23 protein-coding genes are annotated in these 23514 nt (G+C 66.8%); 18 read left to right on the forward strand and 5 right to left on the reverse strand.

Annotated elements, in window-relative coordinates; genetic code table 11:
• Window positions 1–2: 2 nt before the first annotated feature.
• The 5 genes from SPMU_RS01380 (at window position 3) to SPMU_RS01400 (ending at window position 6122) form a co-directional block, all read left to right on the forward strand.
• A complete protein-coding gene (locus SPMU_RS01380) occupies window positions 3–2033 on the forward strand; it encodes a protein-disulfide reductase DsbD family protein (RefSeq protein WP_088333085.1) in 2031 nt (676 codons plus the stop codon).
• Between the two features lie 19 nt (window positions 2034–2052).
• A complete protein-coding gene (locus SPMU_RS01385) occupies window positions 2053–2655 on the forward strand; it encodes a thioredoxin family protein (RefSeq protein ID WP_088331207.1) in 603 nt (200 codons plus the stop codon).
• Between the two features lie 167 nt (window positions 2656–2822).
• Window positions 2823–4304 (forward strand): circularly permuted type 2 ATP-grasp protein, encoded by a 1482-nt coding sequence (locus SPMU_RS01390; protein WP_088331209.1) that lies wholly within the window; start codon window positions 2823–2825, stop codon window positions 4302–4304.
• An 85-nt stretch (window positions 4305–4389) separates the two neighbouring features.
• Window positions 4390–5325, forward strand: a complete 936-nt coding sequence (locus SPMU_RS01395) for an alpha-E domain-containing protein (RefSeq protein ID WP_088331211.1) — start codon at window positions 4390–4392, stop codon at window positions 5323–5325.
• Window positions 5325–6122, forward strand: coding sequence for a transglutaminase family protein (locus tag SPMU_RS01400; protein ID WP_088331213.1), 798 nt, complete (start codon window positions 5325–5327; stop codon window positions 6120–6122). Before SPMU_RS01395 ends, SPMU_RS01400 begins: the two co-directional genes overlap by 1 nt.
• Window positions 6123–6131: 9 nt before the next feature.
• Here SPMU_RS01400 and SPMU_RS01405 read toward each other — a convergent pair whose 3' ends face one another.
• Entirely contained in the window at window positions 6132–6905 is a 774-nt protein-coding gene (locus SPMU_RS01405; protein WP_088333086.1) for an arginyltransferase, read from the reverse strand.
• Between the two features lie 179 nt (window positions 6906–7084).
• The gene (locus SPMU_RS01410; protein ID WP_088331215.1) at window positions 7085–8329 is read right to left on the reverse strand and encodes a threonine ammonia-lyase; all 1245 of its coding nucleotides are present in this window, start codon (window positions 8327–8329) and stop codon (window positions 7085–7087) included.
• Window positions 8330–8498: 169 nt separating this feature from the next.
• On the opposite strand from SPMU_RS01410, the gene SPMU_RS01415 reads away from it, so the two are divergent.
• Both SPMU_RS01415 and SPMU_RS01420 read left to right on the forward strand, forming a co-directional pair.
• Complete coding sequence (locus SPMU_RS01415) at window positions 8499–9338, forward strand: NAD(P)-dependent oxidoreductase (RefSeq protein WP_088331217.1); 840 nt, start codon at window positions 8499–8501, stop codon at window positions 9336–9338.
• Window positions 9335–11038, forward strand: coding sequence for an amidohydrolase (locus SPMU_RS01420; RefSeq protein WP_088331219.1), 1704 nt, complete (start codon window positions 9335–9337; stop codon window positions 11036–11038). The genes SPMU_RS01415 and SPMU_RS01420 overlap by 4 nt, the downstream gene beginning before the upstream one ends.
• 195 nt (window positions 11039–11233) lie before the next feature.
• On the opposite strand, the gene SPMU_RS01425 is transcribed toward SPMU_RS01420, so the two are convergent.
• A complete protein-coding gene (locus SPMU_RS01425; RefSeq protein ID WP_088331221.1) occupies window positions 11234–11578 on the reverse strand; it encodes a hypothetical protein in 345 nt (114 codons plus the stop codon).
• Window positions 11579–11673: 95 nt separating this feature from the next.
• Between SPMU_RS01425 and uvrC the strand changes: the two genes are divergently transcribed.
• Window positions 11674–13593 carry an excinuclease ABC subunit UvrC gene (uvrC, locus tag SPMU_RS01430; protein WP_088331223.1) on the forward strand — a complete coding sequence of 640 codons (1920 nt, stop codon included), beginning with the start codon at window positions 11674–11676 and terminating at the stop codon, window positions 13591–13593.
• A 71-nt stretch (window positions 13594–13664) separates the two neighbouring features.
• On the forward strand, window positions 13665–13856 hold the full coding sequence (locus SPMU_RS01435) for a hypothetical protein (RefSeq protein WP_088331224.1): 192 nt from the start codon (window positions 13665–13667) through the stop codon (window positions 13854–13856).
• Window positions 13857–13952: 96 nt separating this feature from the next.
• Here SPMU_RS01435 and radC read toward each other — a convergent pair whose 3' ends face one another.
• Window positions 13953–14645: a RadC family protein gene (gene radC / locus SPMU_RS01440; protein WP_088331225.1), complete on the reverse strand. Its 693-nt coding sequence runs from the start codon at window positions 14643–14645 to the stop codon at window positions 13953–13955.
• Between the two features lie 216 nt (window positions 14646–14861).
• Here radC and SPMU_RS01445 point away from each other — a divergent pair, with 216 nt between their 5' ends.
• The 8 genes from SPMU_RS01445 to SPMU_RS01480 all read left to right on the forward strand — a co-directional run bounded on the left by SPMU_RS01445 (window position 14862) and on the right by SPMU_RS01480 (window position 21492).
• Window positions 14862–17930, forward strand: coding sequence for an intermembrane phospholipid transport protein YdbH family protein (locus SPMU_RS01445; RefSeq protein WP_245832843.1), 3069 nt, complete (start codon window positions 14862–14864; stop codon window positions 17928–17930).
• A complete protein-coding gene (locus tag SPMU_RS01450) occupies window positions 17927–18148 on the forward strand; it encodes a YnbE family lipoprotein (protein ID WP_211275688.1) in 222 nt (73 codons plus the stop codon). Before SPMU_RS01445 ends, SPMU_RS01450 begins: the two co-directional genes overlap by 4 nt.
• Window positions 18149–18150: 2 nt before the next feature.
• Window positions 18151–18531, forward strand: a complete 381-nt coding sequence (locus tag SPMU_RS01455) for a YdbL family probable chaperone protein (RefSeq protein ID WP_088333088.1) — start codon at window positions 18151–18153, stop codon at window positions 18529–18531.
• Window positions 18532–18835: 304 nt separating this feature from the next.
• Entirely contained in the window at window positions 18836–19153 is a 318-nt protein-coding gene (locus tag SPMU_RS01460) for an AtpZ/AtpI family protein (RefSeq protein WP_088331227.1), read from the forward strand.
• A gap of 30 nt (window positions 19154–19183) precedes the next feature.
• Window positions 19184–19972 (forward strand): F0F1 ATP synthase subunit A, encoded by a 789-nt coding sequence (locus SPMU_RS01465; RefSeq protein ID WP_088331229.1) that lies wholly within the window; start codon window positions 19184–19186, stop codon window positions 19970–19972.
• A gap of 50 nt (window positions 19973–20022) precedes the next feature.
• Complete coding sequence (locus tag SPMU_RS01470; RefSeq protein ID WP_088331231.1) at window positions 20023–20250, forward strand: F0F1 ATP synthase subunit C; 228 nt, start codon at window positions 20023–20025, stop codon at window positions 20248–20250.
• Between the two features lie 107 nt (window positions 20251–20357).
• The gene (locus tag SPMU_RS01475; RefSeq protein WP_088331233.1) at window positions 20358–20852 is read left to right on the forward strand and encodes a F0F1 ATP synthase subunit B family protein; all 495 of its coding nucleotides are present in this window, start codon (window positions 20358–20360) and stop codon (window positions 20850–20852) included.
• Window positions 20845–21492 (forward strand): F0F1 ATP synthase subunit B family protein, encoded by a 648-nt coding sequence (locus SPMU_RS01480; protein ID WP_088331235.1) that lies wholly within the window; start codon window positions 20845–20847, stop codon window positions 21490–21492. Before SPMU_RS01475 ends, SPMU_RS01480 begins: the two co-directional genes overlap by 8 nt.
• Before the next feature lie 87 nt (window positions 21493–21579).
• Here SPMU_RS01480 and SPMU_RS01485 read toward each other — a convergent pair whose 3' ends face one another.
• Window positions 21580–22593: an AI-2E family transporter gene (locus SPMU_RS01485; RefSeq protein ID WP_140418372.1), complete on the reverse strand. Its 1014-nt coding sequence runs from the start codon at window positions 22591–22593 to the stop codon at window positions 21580–21582.
• 197 nt (window positions 22594–22790) lie between these two features.
• Between SPMU_RS01485 and SPMU_RS01490 the strand changes: the two genes are divergently transcribed.
• Entirely contained in the window at window positions 22791–23450 is a 660-nt protein-coding gene (locus tag SPMU_RS01490) for a TIGR02117 family protein (RefSeq protein ID WP_245832653.1), read from the forward strand.
• Window positions 23451–23514: the final 64 nt, after the last annotated feature.

Below are 23514 nucleotides of genomic sequence, written 5' to 3' on the forward strand. Positions count from 1 at the left end.
CCATGGCGGCTAGGCAAGCATGGCTAACAGCGTTTCTTTTCATGATCGTGGCGCTGTGCGTGCCCGGTGCCGGGGCGCAGACGCGCCACGTCGCGATCGATCTGGTGGCGGAAATCACCCGTCCCGCGGCCGGAAGCACCGTGACGCTGGCGTTCGATTCGCGGCCGGAGCCGGAATGGCACGGTTATTGGCAAAACCCGGGTGACGCGGGCGTCGAGACGCAGCTGAAATGGACGCTGCCGGACGGGATGCGTGCTGGCGCGCTTCGCTTTCCCGTGCCCGAGCGGCTGATCGTCGGCGGGCTGATGAACTATGTCTATGAGGCGCCGTTCGCGCAGCTCGTGGACGTGACGGTTCCGGCGGGGCTTGCGCCGGGCACGCGCCTGCCGATCACCGTGAAGACCGACTATCTCGTCTGCACCACGGAAATCTGCGTTCCCGAAACACAGACGCTCTCGACCGAACTCACCGTCGGAGACGGCGCGGTGGACGGCGCGACGCGCGCGCGCTTCGACGCATGGCGACAGAAGCTGCCCCGGCCGCTCGGCTCGAGGGCGACATGGCAGGCGGAGAACGGCCAGTTCCGGTTGGCCGTGCCATTCCCCGCCGCTGCTGATGTAGGGGATATCTATTTCTATCCGCTCGCCGGCGGCGCCGTTGATTATGCCGCGCCGCAAACCGCTGCGCGGGAGGGCGACCGGATCGTCCTGACCACCAAGGCGCCGACCAGCCCCGCGGCGGGCGAGATCGAAGGCGTGCTTGCCGTTGGAAAGGGGCAGGGGTTCCTGCTCTCCGCGGCCCCCGGGGCAGTCGCGGCGGTGGCCCCCGGCGGAGAGGGCTTCGCCTGGGGCGGCGCGTTGCTCGCGTTCGCCGGTGCGTTGCTCGGCGGCCTCCTGCTGAACGTCATGCCGTGCGTGTTTCCTATCCTCAGCCTGAAGGCGCTCGGGCTGGCACGATCCGGCGAGACGGAAGGCGCGGCCCGCCGCGAGGCGCTGGCCTATACCGCTGGGGTCGTGCTGGTGTGTTTGGCGCTGGGCGGATTGCTGCTAGCCCTGCGCGCGGGCGGCGCCACGGTCGGGTGGGCGTTCCAGCTTCAGGATCCGCGCGTCATCGCGGTGCTGCTGTTGCTGGTGATGGGCATCGCGCTCAACCTCGCCGGGCTGTTCGAACTGCCGACCCCGCGGTTCGCCAGCTATTCCGGCGCTGGTGGCGCCTTTGCCACGGGTGCCTTGGCTGCCTTTGTGGCGACCCCTTGTACCGGCCCGTTCATGGGCGCGGCTCTTGGCGCGGCGCTGGTGCTGCCGCCGCTCGCGGCGTTGCTGGTATTCGGCGGGCTCGGGCTGGGCATCGCGCTGCCCTTCCTCGCGATCGGCTTTGTGCCCGCGCTGCGCCGTCGCTTGCCCCGGCCGGGCGCGTGGATGGACAGGCTCCGCCGGATCCTGTCCGTGCCGATGTTCCTGACCGCGCTGGCGCTTGCCTGGGTGTTGGGGCGCCAGGCCGGGGTGGATGGCATGACGGTCGGCCTTGCGGCCACGTTGCTGGCCGGGTTCGGCCTGTGGTGGACCGGGCGTCGCCAGCATGCCGGGCGCGAGCGGGCGTGGTGGCCGGCGGCGCCGGCTCTTGCACTGGCGCTGGTAGCGGCCGTGCTCGTCCGCCCGCAAGCACCCGCCGCCGCGGCAACGATCGGGCTGGCGGGAACAGAACCGTTCAGCGAGCAGCGGCTGGCCGCGCTGCGTGCCGAGGGCCGGCCGGTGTTCGCCTATTTCACCGCCGATTGGTGCCTGACGTGCAAGGTCAACGAAAAGGCTGCGATCGAAACCGAGGCTACCCGGCAGGCATTCGCCGATCGCAACGTCGCGGTGCTGGTGGGCGACTGGACCGATGGCGACCCATTGCTCGGCCGATTTATCGAGGCGCACAACCGAGCCGGGGTGCCGCTGTATCTCTGGTATCCAAAGGGTGCCGATCGCCCAAAGGTCTTGCCGCAATTGCTGACCAGCGGCATGCTCGCGTCCCTGCCGGAGGGGGCATGAACAACTAAGGAGAGCCAGGATGCGTCTGCTTGTTCCGTTCGCCGTTGCCGCCTTGGCGGCAAGCCCTGCCGTCGCCGATCAGGTCACTGGCCAGCAGGCCGGCAACTTCCGGTTGATGGATGCCGATGGCCGCGCCGTGACGCTGGCGCAGTTCCGCGGCAAGCCGGTGGTGCTGGAGTGGAACAACCCCGGCTGCCCCTATGTGCAGAAGCATTATGACAGCGGCAACATGCAGGCCGCGCAGGCCAAGGCGCGCGCCATGGGCGCCGTGTGGCTGACGATCAACTCCGGCGCGCCGGGCAAGCAGGGCCATCTGACGGGCGCGCAGGCCAAGGCCTTTGTCGCTGACAAGAAAGCGCAGCCGACCGCCTATCTCCTTGATCCGCAAGGGCGCGTGGGCAAGGGCTATGGCGCGAAGACCACGCCGCACCTGTACCTGATCGATGCCGCGGGCAAGCTCGTCTACCAGGGCGGCATCGATGACAAGCCGACCGCCGATCAGGCCGACATCGCTGGCGCGCGCAACCATCTGCTCGCCGCGCTTGCCGAGGTGAAGGCCGGCAAGAAGGTGTCGGTGCCGGAATCGCGACCCTATGGCTGTTCGGTGAAATACGCCGACTGAACCGCCCACGCCGCGCCGTCGCTGCTGGTGATCCAGGCGGCGGCAGGCGCGGCGATTTGCCCGCGCCGGAGGATCAGAAATCAACCTTGGGCGCGCTGCCGGCTTGTTCGGCGCAACAATCTGCAGCAGCATGCATCGGAAATGATCAATGGAGCGTTAAGCGGCTGATGGGGACACGGGCATTCGACGAGATCATGGGCGCTGACGGCGGAAGCCGTCCGGAACTCGCTAGCTTGGCCCAATGGCTCGCCGAAACGCCGCCCGACGAACTGCGCCGCCGCCAGGAAGCGGCGGAAAGCACGTTCCGGCAGCTCGGCATCACCTTTGCGGTTTACGGGGACAATGACGCAAGCGAGCGGATCATCCCGTTCGACATCGTGCCGCGCGTCTTCCTTGCCGACGAATGGGCGCGCCTTTCCGAAGGGCTGGTCCAGCGCGTGGACGCGATCAACGCGTTTCTGGACGATATCTATGGCGCGCAGGAGATCCTGAAGGCGGGCGTGTTGCCCGAGGATCTGATCTTCCTGAACCCCCAGTTCCGGCCGGAAGTGGTCGGCATCCGGCCGCCGCATGGCGTGTGGGCGCACATCTGCGGCATCGATCTGGTGCGCACCGGGCCGGATCAGTTCTTCGTGCTCGAAGACAACGCCCGCACCCCGTCGGGCGTCAGCTACATGCTGGAAAACCGCGAGGCCATGGTGCGGCTGTGCCCCGAATTGTTCGGCCAGTTCCGCGTGGCGGCGGTGGACAGCTACCCCGATCGCCTGCTCGAGACGATGCGCTCCGTCAGCCCGCGCGGCTGCGGCCAGAACCCGACCTGCGTGGTGCTGACCCCTGGGCACTTCAATTCGGCCTATTACGAACACAGCTTCCTTGCCGATTCGATGGGCGTCGAGCTGGTGGAGGCCGCCGATCTCGTCGTGGATGACGACGTGGTCTACATGCGCACCATCGCCGGCCGCGTGAAGGTCGATGTCATTTATCGCCGCGTCGACGATGATTTCCTCGATCCGCTTGTCTTCCGTCCCGATTCGATGCTGGGCGTGCCGGGGCTGATCGCAGCTTACGCTGCCGGAAACGTCGCGATCATCAATGCACCGGGCAATGGCATCGCCGATGACAAGGCGATCTACAGCTACATGCCGGAGATCGTGCGCTTCTATTCCGGCAAAGACGCCAAGCTGCCAAACGTGGAGACATGGCGCTGCCGTGAGCCGGAGGCGCTGCGCTACACGCTCGACAATCTGGAGCAGCTCGTCGTGAAGCTGGTCGATGGGTCGGGCGGTTACGGGATGCTGGTCGGCCCCACCGCATCAAAGGACGAGATTGCGGCGTTCCGCGCGGTGCTGGAGGCCGAGCCGCACCGTTATATCGCCCAGCCGACGCTGGCGCTTTCCACCGTCCCCACCCTGGTCGAGGCCGGCGTTGCGCCACGGCACGTCGATTTCCGCCCCTTTGTGCTGAGCGGCGCCAAGGGCGTGCAGGTGGTGCCCGGCGGGCTGACCCGCGTGGCGCTGCGGGAAGGATCGCTGGTCGTGAATTCATCGCAAGGCGGCGGGACCAAGGACAGTTTCGTGCTGCTCGATGGCGGCAACAGGCAGACACAGACAATGGGTGAGAATGGGATGACGCAGGAGCAGAGCCTGTGACGACATCCCCTACGTTCATGCATCGCACCGCGCGAGTTTGTAGCAGAACGGCCCAGCCTGACGCTTCTTTCGGCGGCGTCCGCCCATGCTGAGCCGCACCGCGTCATCACTTTACTGGCTCGGCCGCTACATCGAGCGCGCCGATTTCATCGCTCGTCTCGTTGAGGCCACGATCCGCCTCGACGTCCTGTCCGCGCGTCCCGCCGGCGAGGCCGCCTGGCAGTCCGCGCTGCGGGTGACGGATACGGACGCAGCGTTCAAGGCAACGGGCGCAAGCATGACGCGCGAGGCCGTGTCCCGTTTCCTCACCAGCGACACGTCGCACCCCGGCTCGATCGTTCGCAGCCTCGACATGGCGCGGATGAATGCGCGGGCGGTGCGCACGGCGCTGACCCGCGAATCCTGGTCAGCGATCAACAGCGCGTGGCTGGTGTTCGACAAGCGCGTGAGCCCCGGCGATCCCGATCGCACGCTGGCGCTGGTCGATGCCGTGAAGCGGGAAACGCGCGGCTTCGAAGGCGCGCTTCACCGCATGCTGCGCAACCAGACGACCCTGTTCATTCGCCTGGGCCAAGCCACCGAGCGGGTGGACGACACGGCGCGGTTGCTTGACGTGAAATACCACTTGCTGTTGCCGGAGGGCGAGCAGGTGGGCGGCACGGTGGACCGCGACCAGTGGACCACGATCCTTCAGACGGTGTCGGCCGTCACCGCCTATCGCTGGCTGTACAATGACGGGCTGGTCCCGGCCAATGTTATCGATCTGTTGTTGTCACGAAGCGAGTTGCCCCGCAGCGTTGCCGGGGCGATCGAGGAGGTCACGGACGTGCTGACTCACTTGGCGCGGCGCACCGGCACGAATGGCGAGGCCGATCGCATGGCGCGCAGCCGCCACGCGCGCGCCCTCAAAACACGGAGCAACGATGTGATCCTGTCGGGCCTGCACCAGCATCTTCAAGCCGTGATCGCCGAAAACGATCAACTTCACGCGGCCATCGCCCGCCAGTTCAAGTTCCACTGATGCGGCTGACCATCGACCATCGCACGACTTACGCGTTCACGGCGCCGCAGGGCCGGATCGTGCAACTGCTCCGCATGACGCCGGGCGACACGCATGATCAGACGGTCGCCGATTGGCATATCACCGTGGATTGCGATTCGCGCATGACCCAGCATCGCGACGGGTTCGGCAACGCGACCACCATGCTCTACTGCGAGGGCGCGATCGAGCGGATCGAACTGACGGTATCTGGCGAGGTGGTTACAAGCTCCTCCAGCGGCGTTCTGCACGGCGCCGCCGAATTGCTGCCACCGCGCTTCTTCCTGCGCACCACGCCGACGACGGTCGCAGACGCGGCGATCGCGGAGTTCGCGGAGCAGGAAAGCGGTGGCAGGGACATTGCGGCGCTGCACCGGCTGAACGGGGCCGTGCGCGCGCGGTTCGCCGATGATTCCGGTCGCCCGGCCAAGGGGCGGACAGCCGCCGAGGCATTTGCGCTCGATGCGCTCACGCCGCGTGACATGGCGCAGGTGTTTGTCGCCGCGGCCCGGGCGATGGGCGCGCCCGCGCGCTATGTGTCCGGCTATTGCGATCTCGCCGGCGATAACCGGCCCACGCCGCATGGCTGGGCGGAGGCCTATGTCGAGGATTGCGGCTGGATCGCCTTTGATCCCTGGCTGGGGCTATCCCCGGAGGAGCATCACGTCCGGGTGGCGATCGCTCTCGATGCGGCCGGCGCTGCCCCGGTGGCGGGCTCGCGCCTTGGCGACGGCGCCGAGCGGCTGGAGGTGAATGTCACCGTCCAGAGTGACGACTGAGCGCCGGGATCAGGCGAGTTCGTGTGCCGTGGCCGGCGGCGCCAGTTCCGCGTCGTCCATCAGCGTCCATCCTTGCGGGCCTAGCTTCTCCAGCGGGCGATAACGCGTCTTGTACGCCATGCGCGCCGCGCCCTTCACCCAATAGCCGAGATAGACGTACGGCAGGCCCGCTGCGCGGGCGCGAAGGATGTGATCAAGGATGATGAGGTTGCCCAGCCCCGGCCGCGCCTCCGGCGACACATCAAAGAAGCTGTAGACCATCGACAGCCCATCGGCCTGACGATCGGTCAGACACGCACCAACTAATCGACCGGGGCGCCCATCGACGGTTGGCTCGCGATATTCGACGATCACCGAGTTGACGGGCGAATGCTCGACCATGTCGGCATAATCCTGCTCGTCCATGCCCGCCATGCCGCCGCTCGGATGGCGCTGCGACAGATAGCGGCGTAGCAGCTGGAATTGCTCGTCGGTCGCCCACGGGCGACAGGCGGTGATTTCCAGATCATCGTTACGGCGCACCAGCTTGCGCTGTGTTGCGTTCGCCTCGAAATCATTGGTGACCACGCGCACGGAGACGCAGGCCGTGCAGCCGACGCAGGACGGGCGATACGCTACCGACTGACTGCGGCGAAAACCGATCCGGCCCAGCGCATCGTTCAGCTCATTGGCGTGCGGCCCGGAAAGCTCCGTGAAGACCTTTCGCTCCTGCCGCCCCGGCAGATAGGGGCACGGCGCGGGGCTGGTCACGAAAAAACGCGGAAAACGAAAAGGCGCAGTCACCGCCGGCACATCCCCAGACCGGCGCATCGGTTGATCGCGCCCTGGCACCGATATGGAGCCTGCGCCCACCGCTGGAAAGCCGCCGCGGTTCGATCATCGGCGGATTTCCGCGGCAGAAGGATCGCCACAAATTGCCATTCGGGCCGACTGACCCGAATTGGGTCAGTCCGGCCGATCGGTCACGCGAGCTCGATCAGGCTCACCTTGTATCCCGCCGTGTCCAGCGCCGCGAGCAAGCGATCGAGATGCGCCCGATCGCGCGTCTCGCACTCGACGTCGAGGCTCAGGCCCTTTGCCGGCAGGTTGGTGAAGATGCGCTGGTGTGCGAGCTCCAGGATGTTGACTCGCTCCTGATCGAAGATGCGCGCCACATTATAAAGCGCGCCGGGCTGGTCCTGCAGGCGGATGCGCAGCCGGGCGAGCCGACCGGAGCGGGCAAGGTCGCGCAGCAGCACGTTGGCGAGCAGGCGCGTGTCGATATTGCCACCGCACAGCACGATGCCCACCGTCTTGCCCGCAAAACGCTCCTTGTTGGCGAGCACCGCGGCAAGACCAGCGGCGCCGGCACCTTCCACCACCGTTTTCTCGATCTGCAGCAGCAGGCTGACCGATTCTTCCAGGCTCCGCTCGGTGACGAGCAGGATGTCGTCCACCAGCGCTTCGACCATCTGCGCAGTAAGCCCGCCCGGCTGCTTCACCGCAATGCCCTCGGCCAGCGTGTCTCCCGCGCACGGCAGGTCGGTCTGGCGAAGCTTGTTGTACATGGAGGGGAACAGCTCGGCCTGCACCCCGATCACTTCGATCGGGTGATCCGCCACGCGTGCCACCGTGGCCATGCCGGAGATCAGGCCCCCGCCGCCGATCGGCACCACCAGCGCGTCGAGCTCGGGCACCTCGGCCAGCATTTCGATCGCGACGGTGCCCTGGCCGGCAATGACGCGCGCATCGTCGAACGGGTGAACAAAGGTATAGCCGCGCTCCGCCTCCAGCACGCGGGCATGGGCGTATGCTTCATCGAACGTGCTGCCGTGCAGCACCACCGTCGCGCCGTGTCCCTCCGTCTGCACCACCTTCACCGTTGGCGTGTTAGTCGGCATCACGATCGTGGCCGGCACGCCCAGGCGATTGGCGTGATAGGCGAGCCCCTGCGCGTGGTTGCCGGCGGACGCGGCGATCACGCCGCGCGACTTCGCTTCCGCGTCCAGCAGCAGCAGCGTGTTGAGCGCACCCCGCTCCTTGTAGGCGGCGGTGAACTGCAAATTCTCGAATTTGAGATAAATCGTCGCGCCGGTCAGAGCGGACAGCGTCTTGCTCACCAACGTGGGCGTGCGAACGATCGAATCGCGGATCCGGGCGTGGGCGGCACGGATATCCGTGATGTTGACGGGAAGAGCGTCGGTCTTCGTTTGTGCCGCAGTCGCCATATGCAAAGGTCCCAAGCCGTTCGCACGGAGCCTGTCGACGGCCGTCTTTGCTTGGGCGAAGAAGGGCAGGCTTCGACAGGCTCAGCCCGAACGGATCCATGATCCAGGTCGATGGGGCGCTCTAGGACCATCTGGCGCCGCGTGCAAACTGCCCCTATCCGCCGTTGTCATGAAGATCGCTTTCATCGGCACCGGCGTGATGGGTGCTCCCATGGCCGGCCACCTCGCGCGCGCCGGCCACCATGTCACCGTGTACAACCGCACCCGGGCCAAGGCGGAGGCGACCGGCCTTCCCGTCGCGGACACGCCGGCCGACGCTGCGCGCGGCGCCGATGCGGTGGTAACCTGCGTCGGCAATGACGCGGACCTCGCCGCCGTCACGCTCGGCGACGACGGCGCCTTTGCGGTGATGCGCGAGGATGCGGTGTTCATCGATCACACAACGGTATCCGCGGACATCGCCCGCCATCTTGCGGCGGCCCGCGAGCTGTGCGTCGACGCGCCGGTGTCTGGTGGCCAGGCAGGTGCCGAGAAAGGCCAGCTGGCGGCCATGTGTGGTGGCAGCGAGGCCGCTTTTCTCCAGGCACAGGCCGTGATGGAGGCATATGCCGCCCGCATTGTTCATGTCGGTGCGGCCGGCGCGGGGCAGCAGACCAAGATGGTCAACCAGATCTGCATCGCCGGCGTGCTCCAGGGATTGTCGGAGGCACTCCGCTTCGCACAGGCGAGCGCGCTCGATCTCGACAAGGTGTTCGAAGCGATCTCGGGCGGCGCGGCGCAAAGCTGGCAAATGGTGAACCGCTGGCCGACGATGGCACGTGACGAGTTCGATTTCGGATTTGCAATCAACTGGATGCGCAAGGATCTTGGTCTCGCGCTTGATGAGGCAAAGCGTAACGGATCGGTGCTGCCGGTGGCGGCGCTGGTGGATCAATTCTACGCTGAGGTGCAGAAAATGGATGGTGGCCGCCAGGATACGAGCGCGCTCGTGCGGAGGCTCCCGCGATGAAGCGCGCTTTCCTCCTCGCCACCGCGCTCCTCTCGTCTCCGGCGCTGGCCGACGGAATTGTCGACAATGTCAATGGCTTGGCCCCGACTGCCGACGGCCGGGTGATCCGCTTCAAGGCGGTGCTGATCGATGCCGGGGGCAAGGTCACCCGGCTCGTTCCCCCGGGCGAGGAGCCGCCCAAGCTCAGCCGCCGCGAACTGAAGAAAAACGCCGGCAAGCCGCTGTACGACTGGCGGATCGACATGGGCGGAAAGACCTTGCTGCCCGGCTTCATTGATGCCCACGGCCATGTCATGGGGCTAGGCTTCGGCGCGTTGTCGCTTGACCTGTCCGGCGCACGCTCGCTGAACGAAGCCAAGGCGATGGTCGCGGCCTATATCCGCGCGAACCCGGATCGCAAATGGACCACGGGGCGCGGCTGGAACCAGGAAGCCTGGGGGCTGGGCCGCTTCCCGACCGCGGCTGATCTGGACGACGTCGCGCCCGGTCACTCGGTGTGGCTGGAGCGGGCAGACGGCCACGCTGGCTGGGCGAACAGCAAGGCCATGCGCGAAGCCGGCGTGACGACGGCAACCGCCTCGCCGCCCGGCGGGCGGATCGAAAAGGCCGGCGCAGCGCCAGCGGGGGTGTTCGTGGATGCCGCCATGCAGCTGGTCGAACGTGCCGTGCCGAAGCCCTTGGCCAAGGAGCGCGACGCGGCCTTCCTTGAGGCGCAGCAGAAGCTGCTTGCGAACGGCATCACTGCGGTCGCCGATATGGGCACGACGGTTGACGACTGGCTGAGCTATCGCCGCATGGCCGATCTTGGCGCCTTGCGCGTCCGCATCATGAGCTATGCCGCCGGCGTGGAGACCGCCAGCCAGATCGGCGGCAAGGGCCCGACCCCGTGGCTCTACAACGATCGGCTGCGCATGGGCGGGGTGAAGATTTACCTCGACGGTGCGCTTGGCTCGCGCGGCGCAGTGCTGAAGGCGCCCTACGCCGACGCGCCGGGCGAACGGGGCCTCAGCTTCCTCAACGACACCCAGCTGCAGAACCAGATGAGCCGCGCGGCGATGGACGATTTCCAGCTCGCGGTTCACGCCATCGGCGACAAGGCCAACGCGCAGGTGCTGGACGCCATCCAGGTGCTGAGCGAAACCTACACGGGCGATCGCCGCTGGCGGATCGAACATGCGCAGGTGATCGACCCCGCCGATCTCAAGAGCTTCGGCAAGTTCGGCACGATCGCCTCGATGCAGCCGACGCATCAGACCGGGGACCGCACCATGGCGGAGGCGCGGCTCGGGCCGGCGCGCCTGGCGGGTGCCTATGCCTGGAAATCCGTGCTGGCGAATGGCGGCAAGCTGGCGCTCGGATCGGACTTCCCGGTGGAAAAGCCGGACCCGTGGGATGGCTGGGCGGCGGCCTTCACCCGGCAGGATGCGCAGGGCCAGCCGCCGGGCGGCTGGCGTCCGGAAGAGGCGGTCACGCGGGAGCAGGCGTGGTGGGCATTCACCGGCGGCGCGGCCTATGCCGGCTTTGCCGAGCAGAAGTTCGGCAATCTGGCACCGGGTCAGAAGGCGGACTTCATCATCGTTGATCGCGACCCGCTCACGGCCGATCCCATGGCACTCCGCACCATTCGGGTGGAGCAGACCTGGATTGGCGGCGAAAAGGCGTTCGATCGCGCAGGCGGCGCGAAGACACCGGCCAGATAATCCTCGGTCATGCCGGGCTAGTCCCGGCATCCAAACTTCCGCGCGCCCGTACCGGGGCGACTTCGCGGGGCAGTGGATGCCGGACCGAGCCGGCACGCGGTGCCAAACTCCCCGGCCTCACTCGCCTCGTTGGTCCCGCAAGAACGGCCCGGACGGCGGCTGGCCGGGTTTAGCCCGATCGGCCGTGGGTGCGCGTCAGGCCGAGGGCTCGCTGCGCATGTCGCCGCGGTTCGCGGCAAAGCCCGGCGCTGGCCCGGTCGCCGGCCGCAGCGCTTCGCGCTCGGACGCCGGCACTGGCGCGGTGGGGTCGGGGCGGAAGTGATCGACCGCGCGGTCATTCGGGCCGGGGTGCTTGTCACCCTCCAGATCGGGCACTCGATGGCCGTCCTTGGGCGCGAAGAACCGGTCAAACAGGCCGAAGTGCAGCGCACTGGCGAGCCCGGTTGCGATCGCGCCGATCGCGGTTGCTGCGCCGATCGCCACGTTGCGCTGGGTGTGATCGGCCTTTGAGCGGCCGTTGCTGTCGCGTTTCTTGGTCATGCCCGCTCAACACGCGCAAGAGCCCGACCGTTCCCACCCTCATCGGACAGGAAGCCATTCAAATCACGAGACGCAGGCCCTAGATCGCCCCTACGATGCAAGGTTCCTACGGCCCGCCAGACCGGTTCAACGAAGAAAAGGCGACATTCGCGATCCGCGGCAGCGACCAACCCGATCTGGAGGCTGGCGTGGCGGCGATCCGCAATGTCGTGCGCACGCTTCCGCTGAAGCCCGGCGTCTATCGAATGCACGATGCCAAGGGCGACGTCCTGTACGTCGGCAAGGCACGCGCGCTGAAGAACCGCGTCAGCAACTATACGCAGATCAACAACCTGTCGAAGCGGCTCCAGCGCATGGTGTCGCAGACCCGGACGATGACGATCGTTACGACCAACAACGAGGCTGAGGCGCTGCTGCTCGAAGCGCAGCTGATCAAGCGGTATCGCCCGCCCTACAACGTGCTGCTGCGCGACGATAAGAGCTTTCCCTTCATCCTCCTGCGCGCCGATCATGACTTTCCGCGTATTCAAAAGCATCGCGGAGCGCGGCGTGCGAAGGGCGACTATTACGGCCCGTTCGCCAGCGCCGGCAGCGTCAACAACACGCTGAACGCGCTGCAGAAATTGTTCCTGCTCAGGAGCTGCACGGACGGCTTCTTCAAGACGCGCGATCGGCCGTGCTTGCTGTATCAGATCAAGCGCTGCTCGGCGCCGTGCGTCGGCCGCATCGACAAGGCGGGCTACGACGAGCTGATTGCCGATTCGAAGAAGTTCCTGGCCGGCAAGACGACCGATGTTCAGGCAAAGCTCGGCGCGCAGATGCAGGCGGCGAGCGAGAACATGGACTTCGAGCAGGCGGCGGTGATCCGTGATCGGCTGCGGGCGCTCACCTTCATCCAGGGCACGCAGTTCATCAACGCGGAAGGGGTGGGTGATGCCGATATCTTCGCGCTCGCCAGTCATGAAGGCGTGATCGGCATCCAGGCCTTCTTCATCCGCGGCGGGCAGAATTGGGGCCACCGCAGCTTCTTCCCCGCGCACACCGCCGAGGTGAGCGAGGCGGAGGTGATGACGCTGTTCCTTATGCAATTCTACGAGGAAGTGCCGCCCGCGCGCACCGTTCTGGTCGATCGCGCGCTGCCCGACGTGGAGGTGCTGACCGAAGCGCTGACGACGCAGGCCGGGCGGAAGGTGACGATCGAAGTGCCCCAGCGGGGCACGCGCAAGCGGCTGATGGAACAGGCCTGCCGCAACGCCACCGAAGCGCTGGAGCGCCGGCTCGCGGAAAGCACCACACAGGCGAAGCTCAACCGCGAGGTGGCGGACCTGTTTGGCTTGGCCGAGCCGCCGCAGCGCATCGAGGTGTATGACAACAGCCACATCCAGGGCACCAACGCGGTCGGCGCGATGGTCGTCGCGGGGCCGGAGGGCTTCCGCAAGGGCCAGTATCGCAAGTTCAACATCAAGCAGGCGGCAACCGACGACGATTTCGCGATGATGCGCGAAGTGCTGACCCGGCGCTTCGCCCGCGCGATCGAGGAGGATCCCGATCGTGATGGCGACACCTGGCCCGATCTCGTCCTGCTCGACGGCGGGCGGGGGCAGCTGAATGCGGCAAAGGCGGTGCTGGAGGATCTCGGCATCGAGGACGTGTGTCTGGTCGGCGTTGCCAAGGGGCCGCACCACGGGCGGGAGGGGCGCGAGGTGTTTCACCTGATGGACGGGCGCGAGCTGACGTTGCCGGTCAACTCGCCGGTGCTGTTCTACCTTCAGCGGCTGCGCGACGAGGTGCACCGGTTCGTCATCGGCGCGCATCGCGACAAGCGCGCAAAGGCGATGGGGACGAGCCCGCTGGACGAAGTGCCCGGCATCGGCCCGGCGCGAAAAAAGGCGTTGCTGATGCACTTCGGCACCGCGCGAGCCGTGCGCAACGCCAGCCTTGCGGACTTGCAGAAGGCACCGGGCGTCAGCGCCGGCGTGGCGCAGCAGGTGTACGACTTCTACCACGCAAAGTGAGCAGCGGAATGGGGGTGAGCGGCGGAACGGGCACGGGCGCTCCACCGTTGAGGTGGTCAAAGGAGACAAGCATGTCGAATTCCCCGCTGAATCCCGCACAGACCGATCCGCTCGCGACAACCGACGCCGACGGCAGTCCGCTTGATGAGGATGCGAAGCTCGACATCGCGCTCGAGGGCTCGATGATCACCTCGGAGCCGCCGCAGATGTCGGAGCCAAAGACCGCCGCCGAGGAAAAGGCAGAAGAGAACGCGCAACGCTGATCCCGTCTGTCACCCCGGCCTTGTGCCGGGGTCCAGCGGTCCGCGCACCCGTAGGTGCCGGAACAGGCCCAGCATGATGAAACCGGCCAACCGTGCTTACATCAGCCCCTTGGCGCGCAGGCTCACATGGCCGCTGGTGCCGATAATCAGATGATCGTGAACCGCGATTCCCATGCCTTTGCCGGCATCGATGATCGCGCGCGTGATATCGATGTCGGCGCGGCTGGGAGAAGGGTCGCCCGACGGGTGGTTGTGCACCAGAATGATCGCCGCCGATCCCAGGTCGATCGCGCGCCGGATCACTTCCCGCACATGAACTTGCGCCTGGTCGATCGAGCCTTCGCTCATCACTTCGTCACGGATCAGCATGTTGCGGCTGTTGAGATGAAGCACCCGGACCCGTTCGATGACGTGATGGGCCATGTCGGCGTGGAGATAATCGAGCAGCGCCTGCCAGTTGCCCAGCACCGGCCGGGCCGCCACCTCCGCCTGCACCAGCCGGACCGCCGCCGCCTGCGCGATCTTGATCGCCGCGGCGCTGGTCTCGCCCATGCCCGGAACGCGCATCAGCGCCTCGGCGTCCGCAGTCAGCAGCCCGCCAATGCCGCCGAACTCGCGCAGCAGCGCCTTGGCGAGCGGCTTCGTGTCGCGCCGCGGGATCGCCAGCGCGAGCAGATATTCGATCAGCTCATGATCCAGGAGCGCCTCGCCGCCGCCCGAAAGCAGCCGGCTGCGCAGCCGCGCGCGATGGCCGTGGTTGTCGGTAGCGGCGGGATCGCTGTCGGCCATCGAACACGTGGCTAAGCCGCAGGCGGGCATAGTGCAATCGTCTGACCTGGCGATCGGCGGGTCGAACGGGCGGGGTTCGGCGTGCGCCGCGGCTTTCAACTGGCGCTGCCAGCCCTTAGGAGGATCGCCGTTCCGCGGTTCGGAAGGGTTGAGGTGGCGGTCGTAGAGGAGGAGAGGCGACCGCGTCGGGCTAATCGAGCGCGGATCTTGCTGGCGGTGCTCCTGGGCGTCGCCGCGCTGCTGGCCGCGCTCTGGTTCACCCGCGTTCCGATTGCGACGCGCTTCATCGACCGCAGCTTCGCCGCGAGCGGCGTAGAGGCGCGCTATCGCATCGAGGATCTTGGCCTCCGGTGGCAGCGGCTGACCGATGTGGTCATCGGAGATCCTCGCGATCCGGATCTGGTGGCGGACTGGGTCGAGACCCGCCTTGCGATGGTCGGCGGAAAGCCAACGTTGACTGCGGTGCGTGCCGGCCGCGTTCGGCTACGCGGCTCCCTCACCGATGGGCGGCTTTCGCTAGGCGCGCTCGATCGCTTGATGCCGGCGCCCTCGGGCAAGCCCTTTGCCTTGCCACCAATCGATCTTTCCGTGGCGGACGCGCGCATGCGGCTCAGCACAGCCATGGGCGTGATTGGGCTGCGGCTGAGCGGCAGGGGCCGCCTCGACGATGGCTTCCGTGGAACTCTGGCGGCGGTCACCGAAAATATGAGCGTCGGCGGTTGCGCGCTTCGCCGGCCCACTGCGCTGCTGAACATCGCCGTGCGCGATGCTGCGCCGAAGATCACCGGCCCGGTGCGCGTGCGGGCACTAAGTTGCTCTGGTGTCGCCGTCGCCGCACCGGAGGCTCGGGTCGATGTGGCACTCGGCGCGGCGCTCGAACGGTGGGAGGGCTCTGCCGCGCTGCGGACCGGCGCGATCACGGGCGGGGCGGTTCAGCTTCGCAGCCTCGCGGGGCAAGTGAGCTTCACGGGAACGCCCGCGCGTACGGAGGGCGACGCGCAGGTGCGCGGCGAGGCGCTGAACGCGGCGCCGATCCGCGGCGGCGCGGTCCTTTTTGCCGGAACGTGGCGTGTTGCGGCGGGGCGCGCGCTCGCGGCCGGGCGGGTCGAGGGGCGTGACCTGGCGCTGGCGCCCCCATCGCGCGCGCGGCTGGTGCGGGCGGCTGACGGCGTAGCAGGGACACCGCTGGCGCCGCTCGCCGCCGCGGCCACGCGCGCTGCAGCAACGGCTGCGGAAAGGTTCGACCTCGCCGGTGAAATGGCGATCGGCACTGCCGCTGGACGCCCGCTTCTGACCATGCGGCAGATGACGCTCCATGCCGCATCGGGCGCATCGGTCAGCTTCGGCGATGGCGCGGGACTGGTGCTCGGCGAGAAGGCTGGCCTGCGCGCTGAAGGGGCGCTGCGTTTTGGCGGTGGCGGGCTGCCGACCGGGCGCGTCGAGCTGGTGCAATCGCGTGTCGGCGGTCCCGTGAGCGGAACCGTCAGCCTCGCGCGCTACGCCGCCGGCACCGCCAGCCTGGAGATCACGCCCGCGCGTTTCGCCTTCGCGCCCGCAGGCGATTGGCGCCTCACCACCGTGGCGACGATCACCGGCCCACTGGGGGGCAGCGGCAGCGTGGAGGCGCTCCGCATCCCGCTGGACGTACGCGCGAACCATGCCGGGATCATGGTCGACCCGTCCTGCGTGCCGGCGAGCTTTCGTGCGCTGAGCATTTCGGGGCTTCGCCTCCGCCCCGCACAGCTGACGCTCTGCCCGCTGGGCGGCGGGCTGGTGCGGGTGGCCGGCGGGCGGCTGGATGGCGGGGTGCAGATTGAGGGCGCCCGCCTCGCCGGGGCGCTCGGCGGGTCGCCGCTCACCCTCGCGCTGGCGGATGCGCGATGGCGGCATGCCGAGGCAGACTTTGCCCTGGCCGGGGTGTCGGCGCGGCTTGGCCGGCCGGGCAGCGTGACGCGGCTGGATTTCGGCCGCCTTCAAGGCCGCATGGTGGGTGGGGCGGCGATCGCAGGCACGTTCGCGGAAGGCGCCGGGCAGGTCGGCAATGTGCCATTGCTGCTGTCGGGTGCGCAGGGCGGCTGGCGCTTTGTCGACAACATCCTCACGCTGTCGGGCGGGCTGACCGTAGCCGATGCCGCCGCAAGCCCCCGCTTCACGCCGCTGAGCGGGCGTGATGTGTCGCTGCAACTCGCCGGCAATGTGATCAATGCCAAAGGCACGCTGTTCGAACCCGCCAAGGGCGTGAGGGTGGCGGAGGTGACGATTCGCCACGCGCTCGCCACGGGGGCAGGCGCGGCGCATCTCGCTGTTCCCGGCATCACTTTCGGCGACGGGTTTCAGCCGGAGGAGCTGACCCGGCTGACCTATGGTGTCATCGCGGACGTTCGCGGGACGGTGCGGGGTCGCGGCGACATCGCCTGGACGCCTGATGGCGTCACGTCGCGCGGGACATTCGGTACCGACAACACCGATCTCGCCGCGGCCTTCGGCCCGGTCCGCGGCATCAAGGGCGAGGTACATTTCGCCGACCTGCTGGCGCTCGAATCGGCGCCGGGCCAGATCGCCACCGTCGCCGAGATCAACCCCGGCGTGCCGGTAACGGATGGCAGGATAGAATATCAGCTGCTGCGCGATCTGCGCATCGCGGTGAAGGGTGGCCGCTGGCCCTTTGGTGGCGGCACCCTGACGCTACAGCCCACGCTCCTCGACTTCTCCTCCCCGCAGGAGCGTCATCTCACCTTCCGCGCCGACGGGGTGGAGGTCCGCCAGTTCCTTCAGCAGTTCGACTTCAAGAATCTGGATGCGACCGGCGTGTTCGATGGCGAGCTGCCGATGATCTTCGATCAGTCCGGCGGCCGGATCGAGAATGGCCGGCTCGTTGTGCGCGAGGGCGGGGGGACGCTGGCCTATCTGGGAGAGCTGACGAAAGAGGATCTGGGCACCTGGGGCAACATCGCATTCCAGGCGCTGCGGTCGCTGCGTTATCGCAATCTTGAGCTGGTGATGAACGGCCCGCTGGCCGGCGACATGGTCACGGAGGTGCGCTTCGCCGGCGTGAGCCAGGGGGAGGGCGCCAAGTCCAATTTCCTGGTCCGTCGCCTGCAAAGGCTGCCGTTCGTGTTCAACATCCGCATCCAGGCGCCGTTCCGCAGCCTGATCGACACGGCCGCGTCCTTTTACGATCCCAAACGGCTGGTCGAGCGCAATCTGCCGGCGCTGCTGGAGGAGCAGAACAAGCGCGCGGCGCCACCGACCATTCAGCCCCCCGCAAGCGAGAATATGCCATGAGCGAAACATTGACGAAGCATCAGGGGCGCACGATTTCTGCGATGGTGAAGAGGGCGGTGGTGATCGGTCTGGGTCTGGCAAGCGGTGCGTGCGTGAACGTTTCCGCGCCGGACAAGCCGATCGTGATCAATCTCAACATCAGCGTGACGCAGGAAGTGGTGTATCGCCTCGACAATGAGGCGAAGTCGCTGATCAAGCAGAATCCGGGAATTTTCTAATGATGACGAAGAAGGCGATGCTGATGGCGGTTGGGGCGCTCGCCTTGACCGGTATGTCCGCCGCAGTCTGGGCGCAGCGTGATCCGGCCTATGCCGCCGCGCGTTCGGCGGGCCAGGTGGGCGAGCAGCCCGACGGCTATCTGGGCGTGGTCGGCGCTGGCGGCGCAGAGCTGCGCGCGTTGGTCAACGCGATCAACATTCAGCGCAAGGCTGCCTACACGCAAAAGGCGCAGGCCTCCGGCGCGACGGTGGAGCAGCTGGCATTCACCAGCGGCTGCAACCTCATTCAGCAGACCGCGCCGGGAGAGAAGTATCGCACCCCGTCGGGCGAATGGGCGACTCGCGGCGCTGGTGCGCCGACGCGCGACCCGCGCTGCGTCTGATCGTCAGGCGACGCGTCGGCTCGCGGCGTCGCGCAAGCGCCGCCTGACGCGTCGTTGCACTTGGCCACAGGCGTCACGAGCGTTTGCCCCAGCACTATTCACTCGCGGATGGCTCGTGACATCAACGCGGTTGCAGGCCCCAGTCCCGCGGCCGAAACGCTGACCTTCCAGTCCTTTCGCCAGTGTGACGGAAGGTTGCGCAAGTGTTGACACCCCCCAACCCCCCGGCTAACCGGACGGCGCCTTGGCGGGCTCGCCACTTGGCTTCCATGCGCCTGCCCAAAGACACTTGGGGGACGCGTGGATGGCAGAAAACGAGCCCGGACCAGACACCCTCGGCACCGATGCACGCCTTACCTCGCTCGAAGAGCGGTTAAAGGCGGCGCAGGCGGACGAGGCGCACCGGGCAGGGGCGGGCAAGGCGGAATCTGATGGCGGTTATCGCCTCGGAAACCGCGTTTTGGCCGAACTGATCGGGGGAATGGTCGGCGGCGCGCTGATCGGTTGGGTGATCGACCGATTCGCGGGTACGCAGCCCTGGGGTCTGCTCGTGATGCTCGCCCTCGGGACGATCGTCGCGTTCAGAAACATCATTCGGATTTCTAGTCAGCGCCCGAAGTAAGATCGGGCGCTTTCGTTAAGGGAAACAGGCGTGGCGGAAGGCGGCGGCAAGATCGATCCGATGCACCAGTTCCTGGTTGAGCCGTTGTTCGGCACCCAGGACTGGCAGATTGCCGGCTACAACATCGCCTTCACCAATTCGGCGATGTGGATGGCGGTGGCGGCAGTGGGGCTGATCGCCTTCATGGCGCTCGGCACCAAGGGCAAGCTGATCCCGACGCGTGGCCAGGTGATGGTCGAAAGCGTGGTGCGCTTCATCGACAACATGCTTGCGTCGAACATCGGGCCGGAGGGGAAGCGCTACGTTCCCTACGTCTTCTCGCTGTTCATGTTCATCCTGTTCGCCAACGTCCTCGGCCTGATGCCGCTCGGCGTCCTCGGCGTGCATCCGTTCACTTTCACCAGCCACTTCACGATCACCGGCATTCTCGCGATCTTGAGCTTCGCGATCGTTCTGGTGGTTGGCTTCTGGCGCCATGGCCTACACTTCTTCAGCCTGTTCGTGCCGCATGGCACGCCCTGGTGGCTGCTGCCGGTCATTCCGCTGATCGAGTTCGTCTCGTTCATGGTGCGCCCGTTCAGCCTCGGCCTGCGACTCTTCGTGGCCATGACGGCCGGCCACGTCCTGCTGAAGGTGCTGGCGGGCTTCGTGATCAACGCCGGTAACGCTAGCGCCGGGATCGGCCTGCTGGTCGGTATTCCCTCCTTCGGCCTGATGGTCGGCATTTCGGCGCTTGAGCTGCTGGTCGCCGGTATCCAGGCTTATGTCTTCGCGCTGTTGACCTCGCTGTATCTGAACGACGCGGTCAATCTGCACTAAGTCTCGTATTGTTCAATCCAACCATCTGATTTTGATAGGGAGTTACTGAAATGGACGCAGAAGCCGCAAAGCTGCTCGGCGCCGGTCTGGCCGCGATTGGCGCGGGCCTCGCCTCGCTCGGCGTGGGCAACGTGTTCGGCAAGTTCCTTGAGGGCGCGCTGCGCAATCCGGGTGCCGCTGATGCGCAGCAGGGCCGTCTCTTCATCGGTTTCGCCGGTGCCGAGCTTCTCGGTCTGCTCTCGTTCGTCGTGGCGATGATCCTCGTTTTCGTCGCCTAACACGATACGGATCCTCCGCCGTTCGCGCGGCCCCATCCCATCCCGCTCGACATTGAGCGTTGATCGGGTGGCGCAGGCGCGAACGGACGGGAGGTTAAGGGTTTAAGATGCCTCAGATCTCCCAACTTGCCGCAACCTGGGCGTCGCAGCTGTTCTGGCTGGTCGTCACCTTTGGCGTCGTGTTCTTCGTCGTGGGCCGCGGCATGCTGCCCAAGGTGCAGAAGACGATCGACGCGCGCGATCATTCGATTGCCGCGGATCTCGCCGCTGCTTCGGCGGCGCGTGACGAAGCCGACAAGGTTGAGGCGGACTGGCGCGTGCGCGACCAGGCCAACCGCGAAAAGGCTCAGGCGCTCGTCGCCGAGGCACGCCAGCGTGCGGCCAAGGCGAGCGAAGCAACGCTGAACGCCGCGGGCGAGGAGCAGGCCGCACGGATCGCGGCGGCTGAGGCAGATATCAAGGCAGCCACCCAGCGCGCGCTCGACGAGATCGAGGCGGTTGCGGCGGAAGCCACGCAGGACATCGTGGCACGCGTCTCGGGCGTGCAGGTGTCGGCGGACGAAGCAAGGGGCGCCGTGAAGGCGGCGATGGCACATGGCTGAGTTCATCATCCTGAGTGCCGCGGCTGGCGGCTCCGCCCAGGTGGCGCAGAATCTCGCGCATGCTGCTGAAGCAGAGGGCATGACCGCCGAGGGCACCGAAGCGCTGAGCACCAGTATCGCTGAGGGTGGCCCCGACCATCACGTCGATCCGGCGTTGCTGGGCTTGAACGGCACCGTTTGGGTGTCGCTGGCGATGATCGTGCTCCTCGCGATCCTGGTCTGGAAGAAAGTCCCGGCGTTGATCGTCGGCGGGCTGGATCGCCAGATCGCCGACATCCGGCGCCAGCTCGACGAAGCCAAGGCGCTGCGGGCTGAAGCCGAGGCGCTTCGCGACGAATATGCGCGCAAGATCGCCGATGCGGAGAAGTCGGCCGGCGAAATGGCGGCGCAGGCCAATCACGAGGCCGAAGAGATCATCGCAAAGGCCAAGGCTGACGCGGATGAGCTCGTTTTCCGCCGTGGCAAGATGGCCGAGGACAAGATCGCGGCCGCCGAACGCGCCGCTCTCAACGAAGTGCGTGCTACCGCTGCCACAGCTGCCGCGAATGCCGCAGCGGCGCTGATCGCGGAGCGCCACGGCGCAGAGGCTGATCGCGCGCTGATCAACCGCACGATTGCGGGCATCGGCCGCCCGAACTGATCGAAACGTCCTGGTTCACGAAACGGCCGTGCTCCCCGGAGTGCGGCCGTTTTGTTGTGAAGGAACTGCGCCGAACACGCGCAGGAGTCAGGCGGACGATCGCTGCATGTCATCGTTCAACCAGAGCACCCGCACCAGCACGAATGCCGCCACCGTCAGTGGCCCGCCCAACAGCACACCGACCGGTCCGAACAGGCCGCCGAAGAGAAAGATTGAGAACAGCGTCACCGCCGGGGGGATCGAGACCGATTTGCGCATGATCAGCGGCTCCATCACATTCCCTTCGGCTTGCTGGATGATCAGGTAGAAGCCCGCGGTGATCGCCGCCGTCTCGACACCCATCGTCATCGCGATCAGCACCCCAGGAATCGCCGCGACGATCGGGCCAACCAGCGGCACGAACTCGAGCAACCCGGCGATCAGGCCCAGCGCAAGCGCGGAAGGCACACCGATCAGCGTCAGGCCAACGGCGGTAACGACGCCGACCACTGCCATCAACACCATCTGCCCCAACAGCCAGCTCCGCAGCGACTGACCCGTCGCGTCCAGTGCGCGTGCGGTCCGTTCGCGGGCGTCGTCGGGCAGGAGCCGCAAGGCGCCGGCGCGGTAGGTGGCGGGGTTCGCCGCAAGGTAAAGCCCGCCCAGAACGGCCAGGACGAGGCCTGTGGCGACGCTGGTAACGATGCTCAAGGCGCTTTGCACAACGCCAGCGATGGTGGAGCCTTGCGGCGCGAATCGCTCCACCATTCCGTCCACCCGATCAGCGCCAATCTGGTCAACGAGGTTCGACCAGGCGCCGGGCAGGGCCTCTGCAAGATCGCTGAACTGGATGGCCATCTGCTGTCCGAACAGGATGAAGACGCCTGCCACCACGATCGTGATCAGCCCGGTGGCCACGGCCAGGGCGAGATTGTCACCGATGGGCAGAACACGCTGAAGCCCCTCCGCCGAGCCGCGCAGGATCACCGCGACTACGATGGCTGCAAACAATAGCAACGCTGCGTCGCGCAGGTGCCAGATGAGCAGCGCAAGTGCGATCAAGGCGATCGCGACCAGCGATTTCAGGGCGAACTCGGCAATGGCAGGGCGGTCGATCTGCATATCGCGCTCAGCCGACCGGGCGCTGAAGGTCAAAGGCGCAAAGGCCGGGCGGTGCTGCGATCCGGTAAATCATGCCTGTCGAACGCCGCCGAGCGCCGCAATGTTGCGCGAACCGGTGATGTTCTGCCGGTCGGGCTGCTCAAGCAGCTTGTTGCAAGCGGGTTCCCGGCACGCGTGCAAGTGCTAGGAGGCGCGGGATGCGTCACCTTGCGCTTGTATCTGTACTTCTCGGGGTGGCGACGCTGCTTGGTTACCCGATCGTGGGCGTGCTCGGGGGCATGGTGCCGAGCAACGCCGCTTGGACCCCGCCCGATCAGGGGATCACCCTCTATGTCGAGTCCAATGGCGTCCACACCGGCATCGTGATGCCCAAAGTGGCGGCTGGCGTGGACTGGCGGCCCATTTTTCCTGCGCACGACCTACGAGATCCGCGCTTTGCGGCGTACGATCACGTGTCGCTCGGCTGGGGTGACCGGGACTTCTATCTGAAGACGCCGACCTGGTCGGATCTGAGACCAACGACCGTGATCGCCGCCGCGATCGGCAGCGATCGGACCTTGCTCCACGTCGATCATGTGCCGCGTCCTGCGCCGGACGGTGAGGTGCGGCGGCTGGTGGTCCGTCCGGCCGAATACCGGCGGCTTGCCGCTTATGTCAGGGCAACCCTGGTCGACGGTGGCGAGCGGCGGCACGGCTATTATCGCTACGATGCCTTTTACCAGGCGCGGGGGCGCTACAGCGCGCTGCGGACCTGCAACAGCTGGGTCGGCGACGCGTTGCGCTTCGCCGGCATCCGCGTCGGTGCCTGGACTCCGTTTCCGGCCACCGTGATGTGGTGGTTTCCACGCCACAATTAACCGGACGGCGCTCCCCGGATTGCCCTGCGTCATTTTCGCGGTAAACGGTTACACGTTCTCGGAG

The sequence above is a fragment of the Sphingomonas mucosissima genome (assembly GCF_002197665.1).
Classification (GTDB): Bacteria; Pseudomonadota; Alphaproteobacteria; order Sphingomonadales; family Sphingomonadaceae; genus Sphingomonas; species Sphingomonas mucosissima.

What these genes read in the sequence shown, in the direction of transcription:
- SPMU_RS01380 (WP_088333085.1), top strand. Translation starts at nt 3, where the DNA reads ATGGCGGCTAGGCAAGCATGGCTAACAGCGTTTCTTTTCATGATCGTG.
- SPMU_RS01385 (WP_088331207.1), top strand. Translation starts at nt 2,053, where the DNA reads ATGCGTCTGCTTGTTCCGTTCGCCGTTGCCGCCTTGGCGGCAAGCCCT.
- SPMU_RS01390 (WP_088331209.1), top strand. Translation starts at nt 2,823, where the DNA reads ATGGGGACACGGGCATTCGACGAGATCATGGGCGCTGACGGCGGAAGC.
- SPMU_RS01395 (WP_088331211.1), top strand. Translation starts at nt 4,390, where the DNA reads ATGCTGAGCCGCACCGCGTCATCACTTTACTGGCTCGGCCGCTACATC.
- SPMU_RS01400 (WP_088331213.1), top strand. Translation starts at nt 5,325, where the DNA reads ATGCGGCTGACCATCGACCATCGCACGACTTACGCGTTCACGGCGCCG.
- SPMU_RS01410 (WP_088331215.1), bottom strand. Translation starts at nt 8,329, where the DNA reads ATGGCGACTGCGGCACAAACGAAGACCGACGCTCTTCCCGTCAACATC.
- SPMU_RS01415 (WP_088331217.1), top strand. Translation starts at nt 8,499, where the DNA reads ATGAAGATCGCTTTCATCGGCACCGGCGTGATGGGTGCTCCCATGGCC.
- SPMU_RS01420 (WP_088331219.1), top strand. Translation starts at nt 9,335, where the DNA reads ATGAAGCGCGCTTTCCTCCTCGCCACCGCGCTCCTCTCGTCTCCGGCG.
- SPMU_RS01425 (WP_088331221.1), bottom strand. Translation starts at nt 11,578, where the DNA reads ATGACCAAGAAACGCGACAGCAACGGCCGCTCAAAGGCCGATCACACC.
- uvrC (WP_088331223.1), top strand. Translation starts at nt 11,674, where the DNA reads ATGCAAGGTTCCTACGGCCCGCCAGACCGGTTCAACGAAGAAAAGGCG.
- SPMU_RS01435 (WP_088331224.1), top strand. Translation starts at nt 13,665, where the DNA reads ATGTCGAATTCCCCGCTGAATCCCGCACAGACCGATCCGCTCGCGACA.
- radC (WP_088331225.1), bottom strand. Translation starts at nt 14,645, where the DNA reads ATGGCCGACAGCGATCCCGCCGCTACCGACAACCACGGCCATCGCGCG.
- SPMU_RS01450 (WP_211275688.1), top strand. Translation starts at nt 17,927, where the DNA reads ATGAGCGAAACATTGACGAAGCATCAGGGGCGCACGATTTCTGCGATG.
- SPMU_RS01455 (WP_088333088.1), top strand. Translation starts at nt 18,151, where the DNA reads ATGACGAAGAAGGCGATGCTGATGGCGGTTGGGGCGCTCGCCTTGACC.
- SPMU_RS01460 (WP_088331227.1), top strand. Translation starts at nt 18,836, where the DNA reads ATGGCAGAAAACGAGCCCGGACCAGACACCCTCGGCACCGATGCACGC.
- SPMU_RS01470 (WP_088331231.1), top strand. Translation starts at nt 20,023, where the DNA reads ATGGACGCAGAAGCCGCAAAGCTGCTCGGCGCCGGTCTGGCCGCGATT.
- SPMU_RS01475 (WP_088331233.1), top strand. Translation starts at nt 20,358, where the DNA reads ATGCCTCAGATCTCCCAACTTGCCGCAACCTGGGCGTCGCAGCTGTTC.
- SPMU_RS01480 (WP_088331235.1), top strand. Translation starts at nt 20,845, where the DNA reads ATGGCTGAGTTCATCATCCTGAGTGCCGCGGCTGGCGGCTCCGCCCAG.
- SPMU_RS01485 (WP_140418372.1), bottom strand. Translation starts at nt 22,593, where the DNA reads ATGCAGATCGACCGCCCTGCCATTGCCGAGTTCGCCCTGAAATCGCTG.
- SPMU_RS01490 (WP_245832653.1), top strand. Translation starts at nt 22,791, where the DNA reads ATGCGTCACCTTGCGCTTGTATCTGTACTTCTCGGGGTGGCGACGCTG.